General features: G+C 62.7%; 16 protein-coding genes. 6 read left to right on the top strand and 10 right to left on the bottom strand.

Annotation, left to right across the window (positions count from 1 at the left end; genetic code table 11):
• Window positions 1-804, top strand: a complete 804-nt coding sequence (locus IP68_RS13650) for a dienelactone hydrolase family protein (RefSeq protein WP_054135549.1) — start codon at window positions 1-3, stop codon at window positions 802-804.
• Here the strand turns inward: IP68_RS13650 and IP68_RS13645 are convergent.
• From IP68_RS13645 to IP68_RS13620, 6 genes are read right to left on the bottom strand one after another with little or no spacing between them, the layout of a single operon-like run.
• Window positions 801-2027 carry an acyl-CoA dehydrogenase gene (locus tag IP68_RS13645; protein WP_054135548.1) on the bottom strand — a complete coding sequence of 409 codons (1227 nt, stop codon included), beginning with the start codon at window positions 2025-2027 and terminating at the stop codon, window positions 801-803. The genes IP68_RS13650 and IP68_RS13645 overlap by 4 nt on opposite strands.
• Window positions 2020-2673, bottom strand: a complete 654-nt coding sequence (locus IP68_RS13640) for a TetR/AcrR family transcriptional regulator (RefSeq protein WP_054135547.1) — start codon at window positions 2671-2673, stop codon at window positions 2020-2022. Before IP68_RS13640 ends, IP68_RS13645 begins: the two co-directional genes overlap by 8 nt.
• A complete protein-coding gene (locus IP68_RS13635) occupies window positions 2670-3485 on the bottom strand; it encodes an SDR family NAD(P)-dependent oxidoreductase (RefSeq protein WP_054135546.1) in 816 nt (271 codons plus the stop codon). Before IP68_RS13635 ends, IP68_RS13640 begins: the two co-directional genes overlap by 4 nt.
• Window positions 3482-4648 (bottom strand): NAD(P)/FAD-dependent oxidoreductase, encoded by a 1167-nt coding sequence (locus IP68_RS13630; protein ID WP_054135545.1) that lies wholly within the window; start codon window positions 4646-4648, stop codon window positions 3482-3484. Before IP68_RS13630 ends, IP68_RS13635 begins: the two co-directional genes overlap by 4 nt.
• 5 nt (window positions 4649-4653) lie before the next feature.
• Window positions 4654-5232 (bottom strand): 3-phenylpropionate/cinnamic acid dioxygenase subunit beta, encoded by a 579-nt coding sequence (locus tag IP68_RS13625; RefSeq protein ID WP_054135544.1) that lies wholly within the window; start codon window positions 5230-5232, stop codon window positions 4654-4656.
• Window positions 5233-5253: 21 nt separating this feature from the next.
• The gene (locus IP68_RS13620) at window positions 5254-6642 is read right to left on the bottom strand and encodes an aromatic ring-hydroxylating dioxygenase subunit alpha (RefSeq protein ID WP_054135543.1); all 1389 of its coding nucleotides are present in this window, start codon (window positions 6640-6642) and stop codon (window positions 5254-5256) included.
• 109 nt (window positions 6643-6751) lie between these two features.
• Here IP68_RS13620 and IP68_RS13615 point away from each other — a divergent pair, with 109 nt between their 5' ends.
• Both IP68_RS13615 and IP68_RS13610 read left to right on the top strand, forming a co-directional pair.
• Complete coding sequence (locus IP68_RS13615; RefSeq protein WP_054135542.1) at window positions 6752-6964, top strand: ferredoxin; 213 nt, start codon at window positions 6752-6754, stop codon at window positions 6962-6964.
• An 88-nt stretch (window positions 6965-7052) separates the two neighbouring features.
• Entirely contained in the window at window positions 7053-8132 is a 1080-nt protein-coding gene (locus tag IP68_RS13610) for a 12-oxophytodienoate reductase (protein WP_054135541.1), read from the top strand.
• A 13-nt stretch (window positions 8133-8145) separates the two neighbouring features.
• Here the strand turns inward: IP68_RS13610 and IP68_RS13605 are convergent, their stop codons facing one another.
• Both IP68_RS13605 and IP68_RS13600 read right to left on the bottom strand, forming a co-directional pair.
• Complete coding sequence (locus IP68_RS13605; RefSeq protein ID WP_054135540.1) at window positions 8146-8871, bottom strand: SDR family oxidoreductase; 726 nt, start codon at window positions 8869-8871, stop codon at window positions 8146-8148.
• 11 nt (window positions 8872-8882) lie between these two features.
• Window positions 8883-9311 (bottom strand): nuclear transport factor 2 family protein, encoded by a 429-nt coding sequence (locus tag IP68_RS13600; protein ID WP_231684003.1) that lies wholly within the window; start codon window positions 9309-9311, stop codon window positions 8883-8885.
• Between the two features lie 128 nt (window positions 9312-9439).
• Here IP68_RS13600 and IP68_RS13595 point away from each other — a divergent pair, with 128 nt between their 5' ends.
• Window positions 9440-10471, top strand: a complete 1032-nt coding sequence (locus IP68_RS13595) for an LLM class flavin-dependent oxidoreductase (RefSeq protein ID WP_171900236.1) — start codon at window positions 9440-9442, stop codon at window positions 10469-10471.
• A 26-nt stretch (window positions 10472-10497) separates the two neighbouring features.
• Here IP68_RS13595 and IP68_RS13590 read toward each other — a convergent pair whose 3' ends face one another.
• Both IP68_RS13590 and IP68_RS13585 read right to left on the bottom strand, forming a co-directional pair.
• Window positions 10498-11985 (bottom strand): aldehyde dehydrogenase family protein, encoded by a 1488-nt coding sequence (locus tag IP68_RS13590; RefSeq protein ID WP_054135538.1) that lies wholly within the window; start codon window positions 11983-11985, stop codon window positions 10498-10500.
• Entirely contained in the window at window positions 11982-13580 is a 1599-nt protein-coding gene (locus IP68_RS13585) for a GMC family oxidoreductase (protein WP_054135537.1), read from the bottom strand. The genes IP68_RS13590 and IP68_RS13585 overlap by 4 nt, the downstream gene beginning before the upstream one ends.
• Window positions 13581-13679: 99 nt before the next feature.
• On the opposite strand from IP68_RS13585, the gene IP68_RS13580 reads away from it, so the two are divergent.
• Together IP68_RS13580 and IP68_RS13575 are read left to right on the top strand one after the other, a co-directional pair.
• Complete coding sequence (locus IP68_RS13580) at window positions 13680-14822, top strand: sulfotransferase (RefSeq protein WP_231684001.1); 1143 nt, start codon at window positions 13680-13682, stop codon at window positions 14820-14822.
• Entirely contained in the window at window positions 14819-15982 is a 1164-nt protein-coding gene (locus IP68_RS13575) for a DUF1214 domain-containing protein (protein ID WP_054135535.1), read from the top strand. The genes IP68_RS13580 and IP68_RS13575 overlap by 4 nt, the downstream gene beginning before the upstream one ends.
• The last annotated feature ends 37 nt before the right edge of the window (window positions 15983-16019 follow it).

Raw genomic sequence — 16019 nt, 5'->3', positions numbered from 1 at the left:
ATGGCGAGTTTAGACCCGGGCCGGCGCGATCCCCTCGATGATTTCGAAATCCGTCAGATTACGCTGATGGGCAGGACCAAGCGGGTCTACGTCGCCGGCACTGGTCCCGCGGTCATTGTGATGACCGAAATTCCGGGGATCAGCCCGTATGTGGCGCGCTTTGCCCGCTGGGTGCGTGATGCCGGCTTTACCGTGTATATGCCCTCGCTGTTCGGCGAGGACGGCGTGCTGCCGGGCAGCGGCAAGGCGATGCTCACATTGGCCCGCGTCTGCATCAGCCGCGAGTTCAGGGCGTTTGCCAGCAACGACACCAGCCCCGTCGTGCAGTGGCTGAGGGCGTTGGCGGCGCAGGCGCATGGCGAATGCGGCGGCAAGGGAGCAGGCGCGATCGGCATGTGCTTTACCGGCAATTTCGCGCTGTCGATGATGCTCGAAAAGGCGATGCTCGCGCCGGTCATGTCGCAGCCATCGCTGCCGCTCAACAACCCGGCCGGTATGGCGATCGACCCTGCAGACCTCGCGGCGGTCAAGGCGCGGATGGAGGCGGAAGACCTGACCGTGCTCGGTTATCGCTTCGACGGCGACAGCTTCTGCCGCGCCGAGCGGTTTGCCGCGTTCCAAAATGCGCTGGGCGATCGCTTCATTGGCAAAGTGCTGCCCGATTCAGCGGCCAACCCCAATGCCCCGCTCAAGACGCCGCACAGCGTCGTCACCCTGCACCTGATCGATGAGGCTGGACAGCCCACCGTTCAGGCACGGGATGAGATACTCGCGTTTTTCCGGCACCGGCTGATGCCCGATTAGAAGGCTCCCGGTGGCGAGATCATGTCGCCGCCGGCAATGTTGCGTCCGTATATTTCATAGCCGATGGTCGGGATGTTCTGGATGTGGCGCAGCCCCATCGAGACGTCCTTCCAGTAGCGGCTGATCGGCTTTTCAGTCGAGAATGCGGACGATCCCGCCTGGAACATCAGCGATTCCGAGGCGCCGTGCACCAAGGTGATCATCTGTGCACACTGCGCGCGGTGGCGGGCCTTGTCCGCCAGGGTAAGTTCCATCTCGCCGCGCGCGACATTGTCGAGCTCGCCGACCAGGTGGAACAGGATCAGCTTGGCGGTATCCAGCTTGGCAGCCGCTTCACCGAGATCGCGCATATACGAGCCAGAACCAGTGCGTGGGCCGATCGTCGTGGTCAGCACGGGCTTTTTCGATTCGCCGGTGACGATCTCGAGCATCGCTTCGACCGCGCCGATCAACTGGGCGATGCCAGTGGTGCGGACCACCGGAACAACGGGAAGAAGATCGGTTGGCGCACCAAAGTTGCGCTTGGTGCGATCGATCTGGCCGGCGCGCTCATCCATTAGCACCATCTGGGCGTCGGGGATGAAGACATCGGTGGCGATGCTGGTGTCCGACCCGGTGCCCTGCATGCCGGTGACATACCAGCTGTCCTTGATCGTGAGGTCCTTGAAGGGAATGTAGCACATGCTGATCCCGGGGACGACGGGGCCTTCATATCCTTCGAGCACGACACCCTGCTGGGCCCAGACCGACTGGCGTGAGCCGGAGGTATATGGCCAGGCCCCGTTGATGATCCAGCCACCATCGACCTTGCGGGCCTTGCCCGGGGGGTTGTAAGCGCCGCAAACCGTGGTCGGGCCGTTGGCAAAAACGATATCCTGCACGCTGTCTGGAGCAAGGCTCGTCACCCAGCTGGTCCCGTTGATGATCTGCACCACCCAGCTGATCGCGGGGTCACCCTTGGCGATCTCGATCTGCATGCGGCAAAAATCGGTGAGAGAGAGGCCGACGCCGCCCAGCCGCTTGGGCAGCAGGGCATAGAGGATCTTGTTATCGAACAGCGCTTTCTCGACCAGCTTGGTGGGAGAACGCTGCATCTCGCCGTCTTTGGCCTGCTCCATCAACAGCGGCCGCAGTTCCTTGGCCTTGGCCACCATGGCATCTGCAGTAGCCTTATCGGCAAACGTGGAGAACTCTTCGGTCTTGATCATTGCTAGACTAGCCATTGTTGCTTCCTTTCCGTGCCGAGTTTTGGGCGTATGTCGCGGCAATCCTGAGTGCCCATTTTTCGATGTTTTCTGCGGTGTCATCCCACAGGCGGTTCCATTCCGGACTGGCCGGTACCAGCAGCGTGCTCAATTGGCTTCGCACCAGCGTCTCGACGATGGCATCCCGGTTGATCGCTTCGTCCAGCAGCCCGTCGAGATAGTCGAAGCTAGGTTCGAGCGCATCGAGCACCGCCTGTTTGTAGCGGGTGAAGCGGCTGCGAAAAAACGACAGGTGGAAGGCGGGCTCGACCTCGAACACCCGATCGGGCGAATTCTCGTTGGTATAGCGACCATAGAACCGCATCACCGCCTTGAAACGCTCCATCGGGTCGTCGATGCCAGCTCCTGCTTCGCGGATCCCTGTCTCGAAGCCGACGCAGACATATTCCGCCACCGCGACAAGGACCTCGTCCTTGTTAGAAAAGTAGCGATACACGGTTCCGCGCGAAACTCCGCTGGCATCGATGATGTCGCTCATCGACAGGCGTTTGACGCCGCGGCTGGCAATCGCATCGAGCGCCCCGCTCATGATGCGGATCACGCTGGGTGACAGCTCCACCTCGGGGGCGGGCTCGGGCTCGATCTCGGTGGCGATCAGCCTCATGCTGCGCTTCCTTCGAGTTCTTCCAGGTTATGCGGGACGCTGACATAGCCGGGAAGGTTCTGTCCGCCATCGACGTTGATCATCTCGCCGGTAACGAAACGCGCCATGTCCGATGCCAGGAACACCACGACCGGGCCGATATCCTTTTCGGGATCGCCGGCGCGCTTGAGCGGATTGGAGGCGACGACAGTTTCCATGAAGCCGGGGACCTCGTCGACCAGCTTGGCAAACACCTGCCCCAGGCCAGTCGGCGCAATCGCGTTCACCCTGATATTGTACCGACCCCATTCCACCGCCGCGCTGCGGGTCAGCCCCACAATGCCCAGCTTGTTTATGTTGTAATCGCTGTGCAGCCAGGCGCCGGTCTGCGCGTCGATCGAACTGAAATTGATGACGGAGCCTCCTCCACGCGCCTTCATGTGCGGGAATGCCGCCTGCATCGCCCACCAGTTGCCCCATATGCCGATCTCCAGTGTACGGCGCAGCATCTCGTCGGTCTTATGTTCCAGCAATACGCCTGCCGAGAGCAGCGAGGCATTGTTGACCAGAATGTCGAGACCGCCGAAGGTATCGACCGCCTGCTGCACCATTCCAACCACGTCTTCCTTGACGCCGGAATCCGCAGCGATGCCGATGGCCTTTGTGCCAAAGTCCCGCTCGATCTCCGTCGCAACCTTGGCGGTTGCAGCACCATCTCGCCCGCTGATCAACAGCGATGCACCCTCCTTCGCAAGGGCTCGCGAGATGCCGTGGCCCAGACCCTTGGCGCCGCCGGTAACGATGGCAACCTTGCCTTCGAGCAAACCGCTCATGCGAACTCTCCCACCCTTTGATCCATTTGCGTGCGTTGACCGCATTTGTTCCCTGTCAGCACGTAGCCATGCTCTCTTCCCGCCGCGTCGACGTAGACATGGCAACTGCCTTCCGCATCGTCTTCCAGAAGCGTCCAGACCCCTTCGACGGATAAGGGAGGCGGCAGCAGATTGATCGGCAACAACGTTGTCTTGACCTGCACCGAAAGTGGCGGGAACCGGATGCTGGTGGGCGTGCCAAGCGCAGTCGCGGCAATCGCCCGCGCAGCGGCCATGATGGGCATGACATACGCCGACAGGCCATGCTGGTATTGAGCGCAATCGCCCAATGCAAAGATGTGTGGATCGCTGGTGCGGCCGCAATCATCGACCTTGATGCCAGCGCCGGTGTCCAGTCCGGCCTCGCGGGCCAGCGCGATGTCAGGGGCAAGCCCGACCGCCGACAGCACCAGATCGACTGCGATCTGCGTTCCATCATCCAACGTCACGCTATAACCGGGGCCGGGCTGGCGGTAATCGATCGCCACCACCTTGCGGCCAAGATGCCAGGTCACGCCCGCCGCCACCAGCCGGTCGCGCACCTGCTGCCCGACGGCTGGAGGCACCAGCCTGCCAAGCGGCATTGCCAACATATCGACGACAACCGGGGTGAAGCCGCTGGTAGCGAGGTCATTGGCGAACTCTGTTCCGACCAGGCCCGCGCCCATGACCAGAACGGTCCCGCCGTCAGGCAATTCCTTGCGGAACCGCTCGTAATGGCCGAGCTGGTTGACGCAGATCGCGCGATGGGCAGCATCGCCTGCAATCTGCGGGCGGATCGGCACGGCTCCTGTCGCCAGGATCAGCGCGTCATAGGGAATGGGGCCGCCGGTGGTGCACAACGCCTTGCCGGCCCGGTCGATCGCTTCCGCTTCGCGTCCGATGCGCCCATCAAGCTTTAGTTGCGCGATCATCTTTTCGGCAGGGGATGTCACCAGCGTTTCCGCTGTCTTGCCCTTGGCCAGCGCTGTCGACAGGGCCGGCTTGGAATAAAAATGCCCGTCCTCCAGCGTCACCATCGTCAGCCTGGCTTCAGGCGAGAGCTTGCGCAGTTCGCGCAGTACCCCGAACCCGGCCAGTCCGCTTCCGACGACGACAACATGAGGGGCGCTTGCTGCGGACATGATCGTTAGAGGAACACCGCAAAGTTCGACATGCCCAGCACCGACTGGTCGACGATGATCTCGCGCCGGGCGAGCTTGTAGGCACCATCGACCTCACGCCACACATCCCGACGTTCCGCAGTCATCCGTTCGTTCTCCGGATTGTCGCCACGGCTGCGTTCGAGGAACAGATAGCTGACAACCTCGTATTCGCCTGCGGTCTCGCATTCACCAACGCGCACGTTGGTGACGAACCGGCGGCAACGCGATGGCGGATCTTCTGCCCAGGCGCTTTTCTGCAGGCGGCCGGTCCGCATCAGGATCGATCCGTAGTCCTCATGGAAATGGTACATGGTGCGCATGACATCGCGGTCACGGTTGGGGCCGGTACGGGTCAGGCGGATCGGTGCGGTGTAGACAAGGTCGTGCTCCAGCATCGCGACCCAGTCGTCGAAACGCCGTTCGTCGAGCGCGGCAGCTTCATCGTACAAAGTCTCGAGCAACCGATTGTAGATCGCCGAGCCGAGCGGAACCCGGGCCCTGGACACCAGCCCACGCAGGATGGTGGTCTGATCGGGAGCGGCAGTGGATCTGGTTGTGGTCATGATCGTGTTTCCCCGTGATGCTCAGGCTTCGCTCATCAGCTTGTGGTAGGCCAGCCACCAGTTCCACTGGGTGTCGTCCTTGGTGAAGCCGGGATAGAGCAGGCCTTCGCCCTTCCAGCCCTCGGGGCGTTCATGGCCGTGCAGGGCCTGGTATTTCAGCGTCATGTGCTTGCTCACGCCACCACGCGCATTGCGCATGATGACAGGCCACACATCGGCATCGTCCTGCTCGATCGTGCCCGATGTGCCGGTCTGCTGGACGGCATTCTGCAGCATGTCGCGCTTCATCTGCTCGGGCGCATCCTTCTCGGCGAAGATGAAGTTGACGAACTCAACCTTGTCGGGACCCTTGGGCACATAGGTGTGCAGAGCCAGTGCGCCCGATGCTCCGCCATCGGTGCGGGGGGCGAAGATAAAGGCCAGCAAGATGTTGGGGAACATGCCGCCAACCTGCGGCGGAATGGTTGCCAGCTGCTCGACCTGATCGGCAGACAGGTTCTTGAACAGCTGCGGGATCATCTCCTTGGTCACACCGGGGGGCGTCAGCAGGTTGAGCCGCTCTTCAACCGATTTGCCCTCGAACGGGACATCGGCAAACATCTTGAACGTCTTTTCCGCCTCGAGGCAGCGCAGCGAGTGGCCCTGTTCGCACGACACATCGACACCATACATCCCGGGTGCCTGATCATAGATCGTCTCGGCGGTGCCGCCCATCACGCCACCTTCCATCAGCGAACGGTGCAGGGTCAGCGTGTGAAAGCCGTCCGATCCGGACTGTTCGCCGGGGATCTTCCAGTTGCATGGAATAACGAAGCGCTGCGGGGGCCCCAGCAGTTCAAGGCCGCTGTCCGTGCGGCAGAACAACTGGTCCAGATAGTATTTCATGTCGCCCAGAAAGTCGTCGAAAGAGGGGCCATCGACATTCCAGGTGGCGAAGATGAGGCCGCCGTAAAGGTGGACACGCGCCTTTTTCAGGTTCAGCGTTGCCTTGTCGACGTTGTTGCCGTGCATCTTCTCCTTCTCGATCGGCGCGCCGATGAAGTCGCCATTGGGCTTGAACGCCCAGCCATGGTAGATGCACTGGTGGACATGCTTGTTGCCCGCCTCACCCAAGCAGACCCGCATCCCGCGGTGCGGGCAGACGTTGAGCGATACGTTGACATTGCCCTCGCGGTCACGCGCCACGATGACATTGTCTTCCGCCATGTCGCGCACGACAAAATCGCCGGCCTTCGGAATTTCGCTCTCATGGCCCAGCAACAGCCAGGTCTTTGCGAAAACCCGCTCCATCTCATGTTCGTAGAGCTCTTTGTCGGTCATCACCCGCAGCGACACCTCGTTGGTATCGCGCTTGATCAGATCATCCAGCGTCGTGCCGTCCTGAAGGACCAGGCTCGTTTTCTGCAGCATGATGCATCCTCTCTGGTTCAGTTTTTTCGTTGAGTCGGGTTATACATATTGAATGAAATGTGTTCAAGCTGTAAGTTGTGTTCCAACAAAACAGATCGAGGAGGTGGATATGTCAGGAGAGGTTACGCTGAAGGTTGTCATCAACAAGCCAGCCTGTTGCGGCTATGGTGTCTGCGCAGACATATGCCCCGAGGTGTTCAAGCTGGACGAAAACGGCATCGTGTTTGTCGAGAGCGATCTGGTCCCGCCCGAGCTGGAGGAAACAGCGCGCGAAGCCGCCGATGCCTGTCCGCAAAGCGCGCTGGCTCTGGTTGCCGCCTGAAGACACGCCATCGCTCCTGCCTTGCGGAAGGTTTGTGCGGCGCTGGCTGCGGTATCTCTCCCCAGAATGTCGAGGGACGGATGATACGATGCGCAACGATTTGGCTCCGCTGTTTTCGCCCTTCGCTTGTGGTCCGCTAGTCCTCGCTAACCGCTTCGTGATGTCGCCGATGACCCGGCAATTTTCGCCAGGCGGGGTGCCGGGTGAAAATGTTGCGGCTTATTATGCACGCCGTGCAGCGGCTGGCGTTGGTCTGATCATCACCGAAGGCGTGGGTGTCGATCACCCAGCAGCGATCGGTCATGGTTCGATGGGTGAGCACGATATCCCCGTGTTGCACGGCCATGGCGCGTTGAGCGGCTGGCGAAGAGTCGTGGACGGTGTGCACGCAGTCGGCGGCAAGATCATGCCACAGCTCTGGCACATGGGCGGTATCCGGCAGGAAGGTACGCCGCCACACCCGCAAGCGCCCTCGCTGGACCCCTATAACGTGACCGACGAGGATATCGTCGCCGTGATTGCGGCGTTTGCGCGCAGTGCCGCCAACGCCAAGGCTGTGGGTTTCGATGGCGTCGCACTGCATGGCGCCCACGGCTATCTCATCGACAGTTTCCTGTGGGCAGCCACCAATACGTGTAACGATGCCTGGGGCGGTGACATTCTGCGCCGCACGCGGTTTGCGACCGAGGTCGTCCAGGCGGTGCGCACCGCAGTCGGTCCCGGCTTCCCCATCGTGTTCCGGCTCTCGCAATGGAAGCTGCAGGACTATGAGGCGAGGCTGGCCGAAACACCCGAACAGCTCGCAGTTATCACGGATTCGCTGTCAGAAGCCGGGGTGGATATCTTCGATGTCAGCACCCGTGTGTTTTCAACGCCCGCATTCGCCGGATCGGAGATGGGTCTGGCTGGCTGGGTCCGCAGGCTTTCGGGCAAGGCGGTGATCACGGTGGGCGGAATCGGGTTCGACAGGGAGCTTGCCGCAAGCTTTGCGCAGCCGACGTTAGCCATCGACAACCTGGATGAAGTCGTCCGCCGTTTCACAGCCGGGGAGTTCGATCTGGTGGCACTCGGCCGGGCGCTGCTGATGGATGCCGAATGGGTGAACAAGGCAAGGGAGGGAAAGCCGTTCGCGCCGTTCGATCTGTCGGCCTATGCGCGGCTGGACTGACTGGCGTTTGGGCCTAAAACCCCTCCGATGTGGCATAGATGTGCATTCTGGCCGCGTTGGCGTTCCCGGTCTGCTCGCACATGAAGAGGATGGCGCGGGCAATGTCCTGCGGCACCATGGCGGGAATGTATTCATCCCATCCCGGCTGGCCCCTGGCCTTCATATCCTCGAAAATCTCGGTCGATGTGGTGCCCGGGGCTACCTGTCCGACCCTGACGCCGCTGCCTGCAAGCTCTATGCGCAGCACGTCGGTAAAGCGATCCAGCGCCAGCTTGAGGCTGCCATAGACCCCGGCGCCTGATGCCGACAAACTGGCGCCGATGCTGGAGATGTTGACGATCTGCCCGCTGCCGCGTTGCTTCATTGCCCTTGCAAACAGGATGCTGCTGCGCACGACAGCGCTGTAGTTGATCGCGATCATCGGCTCCAGCTGGGCCAGGTCGAAGCTATCGACATGGCTGGTGCGCAGGATACCGGCATTGTTGACCAGTATATCCACCTGCCCAAGCTGTGAGGTGGCCGCGTCCAGCATCGTTTGGGCCGCATCGACCGAAGCCAGATCGATCGCGAGGCAACAGGCTCCTGCGCCTATGTCTTCGGCCAGTGCCTCCAGCCGATCGAGCCGCCGGGCAATCAGCATCACGCGCGCGCCGGCACCGGCCAGCGCCCGCGCGGTCGCCTCGCCGATGCCCGCCGATGCGCCGGTTACCACGGCGGTCTTTCCTGAAAGGCTGGTCATGCGCGCGTTCCTCAATCAATCAGCACGGGGGTGAACTGCCGCCGCGCAATGCGCCAGCCCCCGCTGGTGCGGATCAGCTGGTCATCATAATATCCGATCCCGCGGTGGATGGGCCCGCCGTTCTGGACCGGCATCAGCAACGCATCGACATAGGCGCGTGTGCTCACCTGACCATCGACCTTGCGGATTTCGATGTTGCTGATCCGGTGCAGCGTTGCGCCGAGGTCTGCGTGAACCTGCTTCATGAACTGGGCGACCGCCGCAGCGCCGTGCCATTTGCCGAAACTGCCGTAATCCGCTTCGCAATCTTCCGAAAAGCAAGCGCGCAATCGCTTCCAATCGCGTTGATCGATCGATGTCCCATAGGCCACCAGAATGGCGTGAATGTCTCGCTCATCCTGAGCGCTCAGGCTCGATCCCGCCGTCATGGTCTGGTTCATCCGGCACTCCCCTCTTTTGTGGAGCCAAGGCTAGCTGCTGCGCCAACCGCAACGCCCTTCTTTGGATAGGCGTATTGCCCGCCCGCTCGGCAATCATGTCGGCAGGGCGCAATGAGGGGATATTGCCGATGCTGGTATCGAGTCTGTGCATGGTCGGCTATGATGGGCCCGCCCCAGGACTTGAGATCTGGCCAGCGCAAGCTGCCTATTGCCAGCGCGACGTCGCCTTGGCCTCGTTCAATCACAGCCTCGCCATGGCGCGCAAGGCCGACGCTCTGGGTTTTGACTGGGTCAGCGTGTCGGAGCACCATTATGCGCCTTACATCATGACCCCCAACCCTTGTGTGATGGCGGCGGCACTGGCGCAGGTGACCAGCCGTGCCAGGCTTGCCCTGCTGGGCCCGCTGGTTCCGCTGAGCAACCCGGTTCGTTTGGCCGAGGAACTGGCGATGGTCGACATGCTGAGCGGCGGGCGGCTGGTCGTGCTGTTCTTGCGGGGTACGCCGAACGAGCACCAGACCTACGATACCGATGCCAATTCCACTCGCGCGATGACGCAGGAAGGCATCGACCTCATCATCAAGGCATGGACAGAGGATTCGCCATTCGCCTGGGATGGTGATCAGTTCCAGTTCAGCACGGTCTCGGTCTGGCCCCGAACGGTGCAGACGCCGCACCCACCGGTCTTCGGATCGGGCAACAGTGATGAGTCGGTGCGCTTTGCCGCCACCCGGCGGATGGGCATTGCGTTTTCGTTCGCGCCGCCAGACGCCGTGCGGAACTGGGTTGCGCTTTATCATGCCGAAGCCGACAAGGCCGGCTGGCAGCCGGGGCCGGAGCATATCCTGTATCGCGGCATCGCGTATGCGGCGCCCAGCGATGCGCAGGCGTTCGACGAGATGGGCGCGTTCTTCGGCGCAAAGGCAACCGAGCAGGCGCAGATACAGCAGCAAACGCTGGGCGGTCCGCCGGTAGTGCCGCTGATACTCGAACCTTATTTCGTGGGTGGACCAGATACGCTCAAGGGCAGGTTCGAGGCGATCCGCGATTGCGGGGTGGGGGTTGTCGATCTAGCCTGGGGTGTCGGTGCTCCCGCCCAGCGCGAGGCATCGATGGACTGTTTTGCCCAAGGCGTGCTGGAGACGGCGCAGGGGCTCTGACCCGCCACCGCCGCCCCTGTCACCGCTCAGCCGATGGGATAGAAGACCGACTTTTCGTGCTGATACTCGCGCAGCCAGTGCGGCCCATATTCGCGGCCTATCCCTGAACGCTTGTAGCCGCCGATTGGTGCAAAGCTCATCGTGCCGGTGCCGCCATTGAGCGCCACGCTGCCGGTGCGGATGCGCATCGCCATGGCATAACCTGTCGCTGCATCGGCAGTTTCGATCGCGCCGTTGAGACCATAGCGCGAATCGTTGGCAATTTGCACCGCCTCGTCGTCGCTGTCGAAGCCGATGATGCAGCCGACCGGACCGAAAATCTCGTCCTGCGCGATCGCCATGTCGTTTGTGACATTGTCGAACAGAGTGAAATCGGTGAAAAATCCCTGATCAAGCCCGGCGGGTCGTCCACCACCACAGACCAATGTAGCCCCCGCCGCCTTGCCGAGTGCAATGTAATGCTCGACCTTGGCGCGCTGGCTTTCGCGGATCAGCGGCCCCATCGTGACGGCCGGGTCGGACGCATTGCCGATCCGGATGTGTGCCGCAAATGCGGTTGCGGCGGCGACAAAGGCCGGGCGAATGCTGTTGTGGACCAGCAGCCGCGTGGGAATTGCGCAACCCTGACCGGCATTGACCGACAAGAAGCCGACGGCCATCGCAGCGGCTCGCTGCACATCGGCATCATGGCGCACGATCATCGCGGACTTGCCGCCAAGTTCGAGGTGCACCTTCTTCAATGTCGGTGCCGCCTGCGCCATGATGCTGGCACCAACCCCCTCGGATCCGGTGAAGGTCACCATGTCGACCCTGGGGTCGGTACACAGCAGCTGGCCTTCACTGGTGCCACCGGTGACGATGTTCAACACGCCTGCGGGCAGGCCGATCTCGTCGCAGATCTGTCCGAACAGCAGTGCCGAATAGGGCGTGAACGGCGAGGGTTTGAGGACCATGGTGCAGCCCGCCATCAACGCCGGACCGATCTTTGCCAGGTTCAGCAGGAACGGGAAGTTGTACCCGGTAATCGCGCTGACCACACCGAACGGCTCACGCACCACCGTGGTGCCACCGATGCTTTGCGGGCCGCCGGGCATCATCATGTTGGGTGTGATGTCGATCGGCAACCGATCAGCTTCATCGCGGCGGCCATAGCGGATCGTCGATGCCAGATGGTTGATCGGATTGGCGACCTGCATCAAATGGGTGATGCCCTGCGCGCAGCCGACCTCAGCGACGATCAGCGCCGCAATGTCAGCCTGGCGAGCCCGCAGCGCCGCGACCATCCGGTCGAGCACATCGCCGCGTTCGTCCATCGTCATCTGCGGCCATGGGCCGTGATCGAATGCCGCACGCGCCGCAGCGATCGCCGCATCGACCTGGGCACTGTCGGCAACCGGCGCATGGCCGATCACTGCCTCGGTTGCCGGATTGATGACCGCCTCGTGACCACCCTGCGGCGCGACATGCTGGCCGTCGATGTAGAGCGTTGCGATATCGGTAAACGGTACGGTCATGCTGAAGCCCTATCTGCGAGGATCATGTCTGCCGCATTCATGGCGATGGCCATGGCGGGTGCATTGGTGTTGCCCGAAACGAGTGTCGGCATCACCGAGGTATCGCAGACGCGCAAGCCCGTGACCCCGCGCACGCGCAGTTGTGGGTCCAGCACACTGCCGGCGTCGGCACCCATCGCGGCGGTCCCTGCGATGTGAAAGCTTGTGCCGCCCAGCTGCAGCAGGTTGGCCATGATGTCCTCATCGGTCCGGGCAGCGGCACCTTTGCCGGTTTCCTCGATAATCCAGCCCGCCAGCGCCGCCTGCTGACCCAGGCGCCGCAGCCATTTGAAAAGGTCGAGCGCTGTCTGCCGGTCGATGTCCTCGGCGAAATGGTTGGCATGTATTTCGGGCGCGGCGTCGGGATCGGGCGAGGTGATATGCGTCCAGCTCCGACTCTCCGGGCGGGTGAAATAGCCTAGCAGCCGCATGCCGGGGAATGGATCGAGCAATGGCGCGCCATCCGGGCCGATCGACATGGTCACCAGCATCGACCCAATCTGCGCGTCGGGTCGGTCAAGCTCGGGTCGGGTCTTGATAAAGCCCCCGATCTCGTGGGCCGCGTCGGTCATTGGACCGGAACCCAGCAGGAAGTAGCGCAAAACCGAGGCCAGCAGTCCGAGCCCCTGCAGCTTCTGGTTGGAACTGCCCCGCGTCACCTTCCAGTCGAGCGCAACATAGCGATGCTCACGCAAATTCTCGCCGACCAGCGGGCTGTCGACCCGCGTTTCGATGCCCAGCGCCTGCAGCCTGGCGCCAGCGCCAATGCCGGAGAGCTCGAGTAGCTTGGGGCTTTCGACAGCGCCAGCGCTGAGGATGATGTCGCGGCGGCATCCGATCGTCTGGCCGCTGAGAGTAATACCGCTGGCCCGCGTGCCGTCGAAAAGGATGCGTTCGACCCGAACGCCGGTCAGGATGTCCAGATTGGGTCGGCTGCGGACCGGATCAAGAAAGGCGCGAGCGGCTGAAAACCGTTTCCCCTTGTAGGTTGTGAGCGTCTGATATCCCATGCCCTGATCTGCGACGACATCAAGCGCGTTGACATCGGCAACCTGCGGAACCCCCATCTCGCCCGCTGCCGTCAGCATGGCATCGCACAGCGGGTTGCCCGAAGGATGCTGCGAGATCCGCAAAGGTCCGCCTGCGCCGCGTCCATCACCGGCCCCAAGCACGTGGTCTTCGAGAGCAATGAACTGCTTGCCAATCCGGTCCCAGCCCCAGCCTTCACACCCGGCGCTGGCCCAATCGTCATAATCCTGCGGGCTCCCGCGCATGTAGACCATGCCGTTGACCGAGCTCGACCCGCCGACTGTCCGGCCCTTCAGCCACACTTCCTGCGGCTGGTTGCCTGCCGGGGTCACCGGATAGGCATAGACATGGGGATTGCCCGGAGCGAGCAGCTTTCCGATCCCCCGCGGCATGCGGATGAATGGACTTCTGTCGTCGGGCCCGCTTTCGATTAGCAGCACGCGGGCGCGGGGATCAGCAGACAGCCGGTTGGCCAGCACGCAACCTGCCGAGCCCGCTCCGACGATGATGTAGTCATACGTTTCCATCGGTGCAGATTGCCTCCCGCTTCCTCGCCGGGACCTTTCCACAGATAGGGCCGCGAACCATGCGCGCATTGCATCGTGCGGACAAAGGGGAAATCGATGATGTTGCAGCGACCTGATGCCGACGCCATGCTGGCCACAGCAGGCCTGGATGGCGAGATGGCTGCCGGCACCCGCCCAGGCCTGGCTGCAGCGCTTACCGCGCTGGAAGACGAGAGGGGTCTATCGCCCGCTGGCCGGGAGCGGGCGCTGGCGCAGTTCGAGGACAATCTTGCACGCCTGGCAGCCATCGCCCGCGATCGCGCCGAGCACCCCGAGATCGCCGATGTCGTCATCGACCGGCCGGTGTTCATTCTGGGTCTGCCGCGGTGTGGCACGTCGATCCTGCATGCGCTGATCGGTGCCGATCCGCAGGTGCGAACGCCGCTGCAATGGGAGGTCGCCGCACCATCGCCGCCGCCCGAAGCGGATACGTTCGATACCGATCCGCGCGCTGATGGCTTCGATGCCTATGTTGCTGCGAACTTCACGGGCGCCTGGGCAGATGTGCTGAAAGCGCACCCGATCGGCGCGCGCGTACCGCAGGAATGTGGCATGATGCTGGAAACTGCGTTCCAGGGGATCAATCCCAGCATGCTGTTCAGCCTGCCCGGCTATTATGCCTGGTATCGCGAGGCGGACACCAGTTTTGGCTACCGGGTACACAGGATGTGGTTGCAGCACCTGGCGTGGAAGAATCCGCGCAAGCGTTGGGTGTTGAAGGTGCAGGAACACGCCTATCATCTGCCCGAGCTGATGTCGGTCTATCCTGATGCTGTGCTGGTACAGCCGCACCGCGATCCGGCCACCGTGATGGCGTCGATCTCTCGGCTTATCGAGGTCATCCGCTGCGTGAGCTTCACGGACATCGACCGCCCGGCGCTGGGCCGGGAACTGCTGCATCTCTGGCATGACGGGCAGGTCCGGTCGATGGCGTGGCGAAAGGCCAACCCGCAGATCAAGGTCCACGATCTTCGTTTCAAGGATATCGTCGCCGATCCGGTCGCCGCGGTGCGGGGCATCTATGCGCATGCGCAGATGGATTTCACGCCCGAGACCGAGAACGCCGTCAACACCTGGTGGGCCGCCAACCCTGCGGACAAGCACGGCCAGCACCGCTATGAGCTGGCAGATTATGGTCTCACCCGCGAACAGGTCGAAAGCGTCTATGCCGACTATATCGCTGCCTATCGCGATTATTTGTGAGCTGCTGGGACGAAACCGTCGCCAGCCTTGGTGCGACATCCGACCTCCTGGGGCTGCTGGCCGATCCCGATGATCCGCAACAAGCGGCAGAGGCGGAGCGGCTGTTCCTGCTAACGCTCGCATCAGGCTGGTTCACCGCCTTTGCCGATTCCGACCTGCCCGATTTCGTGCCAGCGGTGAACACGCATCTCAACTGCGTCGGCACCAATCCCGATTTCATCTACGGGGCCGCCTCGATCGACGGCGCTGGCTGCTATGTCCTGTCGGGGGAGCGGGGCAGCGGCCTGTTCGTCCATCTCGACATCGTGGCGGGCGGGCTGGGCGTGATGGAACCGCTTGGCCCCTCGCTCGGCACGCTGGATTTCGACAGCCTGACGCTCGATGAGAATGGGCGCTTTTCGCTGCTGCTGAGCGCGGAGCGACCCGCCGACTGGTCCGGCGATTGGCACCGGCTGGACCCTGCCGCGCGGTCGCTCTCGCTTCGTCAGGCATGTTATGACTGGGGCGTGGGGCGCGAGGCGCGGATCGCGATCGAACGCACCGACAAGCCGCATCAACCCCGGCAATGGTCTGCGCCTGAGATTGCCGAACGGCTGGCAGCGCTCGCCGCTTATCCCCGCCGCTTGGCCGGCATGGCGCTGGGGTTCATCAAGTCGCAACGCGACAAGGGCCTGTGGAACTTGCTGGAGCACGACGACTGGGCGGGGCGGGGCGGGGTGACCGGTCAGCATTATTACCAGGGGCTGTTCGATCTCACACAGGGTCAGGTCCTGCTGCTGGAAACCGACCTGCCCGAAACCGTTCTCTACTGGAATGTCCAGCTCTCCGACATGCTGTGGAACAGCATCGACTGGATGAACCGCCAGTCGAGCCTCAACGGCGGGCAGGCGCGAATTGATACCGATGGCCGGTTTCGCGCGGTCATCGCCATGGACGATCCGGGCGTGCCGAACTGGCTCGATACCGGTGGCAACCTGCAGGGCGCGATCATGCTGCGCTGGACCCGCGCCAGCAGCGGGCCAGCGCCTTCGCTGCGTGTGATCGAAGCAGCGGCCCTGCGCGACCACCTGCCTGCAGATACTCCCGTCGTTGCCCCGGACGAGCGACAACGCCAGCTGCGCGCGCGCCGCCGCAGCGTCCAGATGCGGCGGCGCTGGTGATTCGCCTGATCTTTGCACGGCCGCAAGCCGGGCGCGC

This window comes from Blastomonas sp. AAP25, from assembly GCF_001295965.1.
Taxonomy (GTDB): Bacteria; Pseudomonadota; Alphaproteobacteria; order Sphingomonadales; family Sphingomonadaceae; genus Blastomonas; species Blastomonas fulva.
The sequence above is the reverse complement of the archived record's forward strand: the minus strand, read 5'-3'. Positions and strand labels throughout refer to the sequence as shown.

Excerpts from the sequence above, each read along its gene's own strand:
- IP68_RS13650 (WP_054135549.1), top strand. The coding sequence starts at position 1 with ATGGCGAGTTTAGACCCGGGCCGGCGCGATCCCCTCGATGATTTCGAA.
- IP68_RS13645 (WP_054135548.1), bottom strand. The coding sequence starts at position 2,027 with ATGGCTAGTCTAGCAATGATCAAGACCGAAGAGTTCTCCACGTTTGCC.
- IP68_RS13640 (WP_054135547.1), bottom strand. The coding sequence starts at position 2,673 with ATGAGGCTGATCGCCACCGAGATCGAGCCCGAGCCCGCCCCCGAGGTG.
- IP68_RS13635 (WP_054135546.1), bottom strand. The coding sequence starts at position 3,485 with ATGAGCGGTTTGCTCGAAGGCAAGGTTGCCATCGTTACCGGCGGCGCC.
- IP68_RS13630 (WP_054135545.1), bottom strand. The coding sequence starts at position 4,648 with ATGTCCGCAGCAAGCGCCCCTCATGTTGTCGTCGTCGGAAGCGGACTG.
- IP68_RS13625 (WP_054135544.1), bottom strand. The coding sequence starts at position 5,232 with ATGACCACAACCAGATCCACTGCCGCTCCCGATCAGACCACCATCCTG.
- IP68_RS13620 (WP_054135543.1), bottom strand. The coding sequence starts at position 6,642 with ATGCTGCAGAAAACGAGCCTGGTCCTTCAGGACGGCACGACGCTGGAT.
- IP68_RS13615 (WP_054135542.1), top strand. The coding sequence starts at position 6,752 with ATGTCAGGAGAGGTTACGCTGAAGGTTGTCATCAACAAGCCAGCCTGT.
- IP68_RS13610 (WP_054135541.1), top strand. The coding sequence starts at position 7,053 with ATGCGCAACGATTTGGCTCCGCTGTTTTCGCCCTTCGCTTGTGGTCCG.
- IP68_RS13605 (WP_054135540.1), bottom strand. The coding sequence starts at position 8,871 with ATGACCAGCCTTTCAGGAAAGACCGCCGTGGTAACCGGCGCATCGGCG.
- IP68_RS13600 (WP_231684003.1), bottom strand. The coding sequence starts at position 9,311 with ATGAACCAGACCATGACGGCGGGATCGAGCCTGAGCGCTCAGGATGAG.
- IP68_RS13595 (WP_171900236.1), top strand. The coding sequence starts at position 9,440 with ATGCTGGTATCGAGTCTGTGCATGGTCGGCTATGATGGGCCCGCCCCA.
- IP68_RS13590 (WP_054135538.1), bottom strand. The coding sequence starts at position 11,985 with ATGACCGTACCGTTTACCGATATCGCAACGCTCTACATCGACGGCCAG.
- IP68_RS13585 (WP_054135537.1), bottom strand. The coding sequence starts at position 13,580 with ATGGAAACGTATGACTACATCATCGTCGGAGCGGGCTCGGCAGGTTGC.
- IP68_RS13580 (WP_231684001.1), top strand. The coding sequence starts at position 13,680 with ATGTTGCAGCGACCTGATGCCGACGCCATGCTGGCCACAGCAGGCCTG.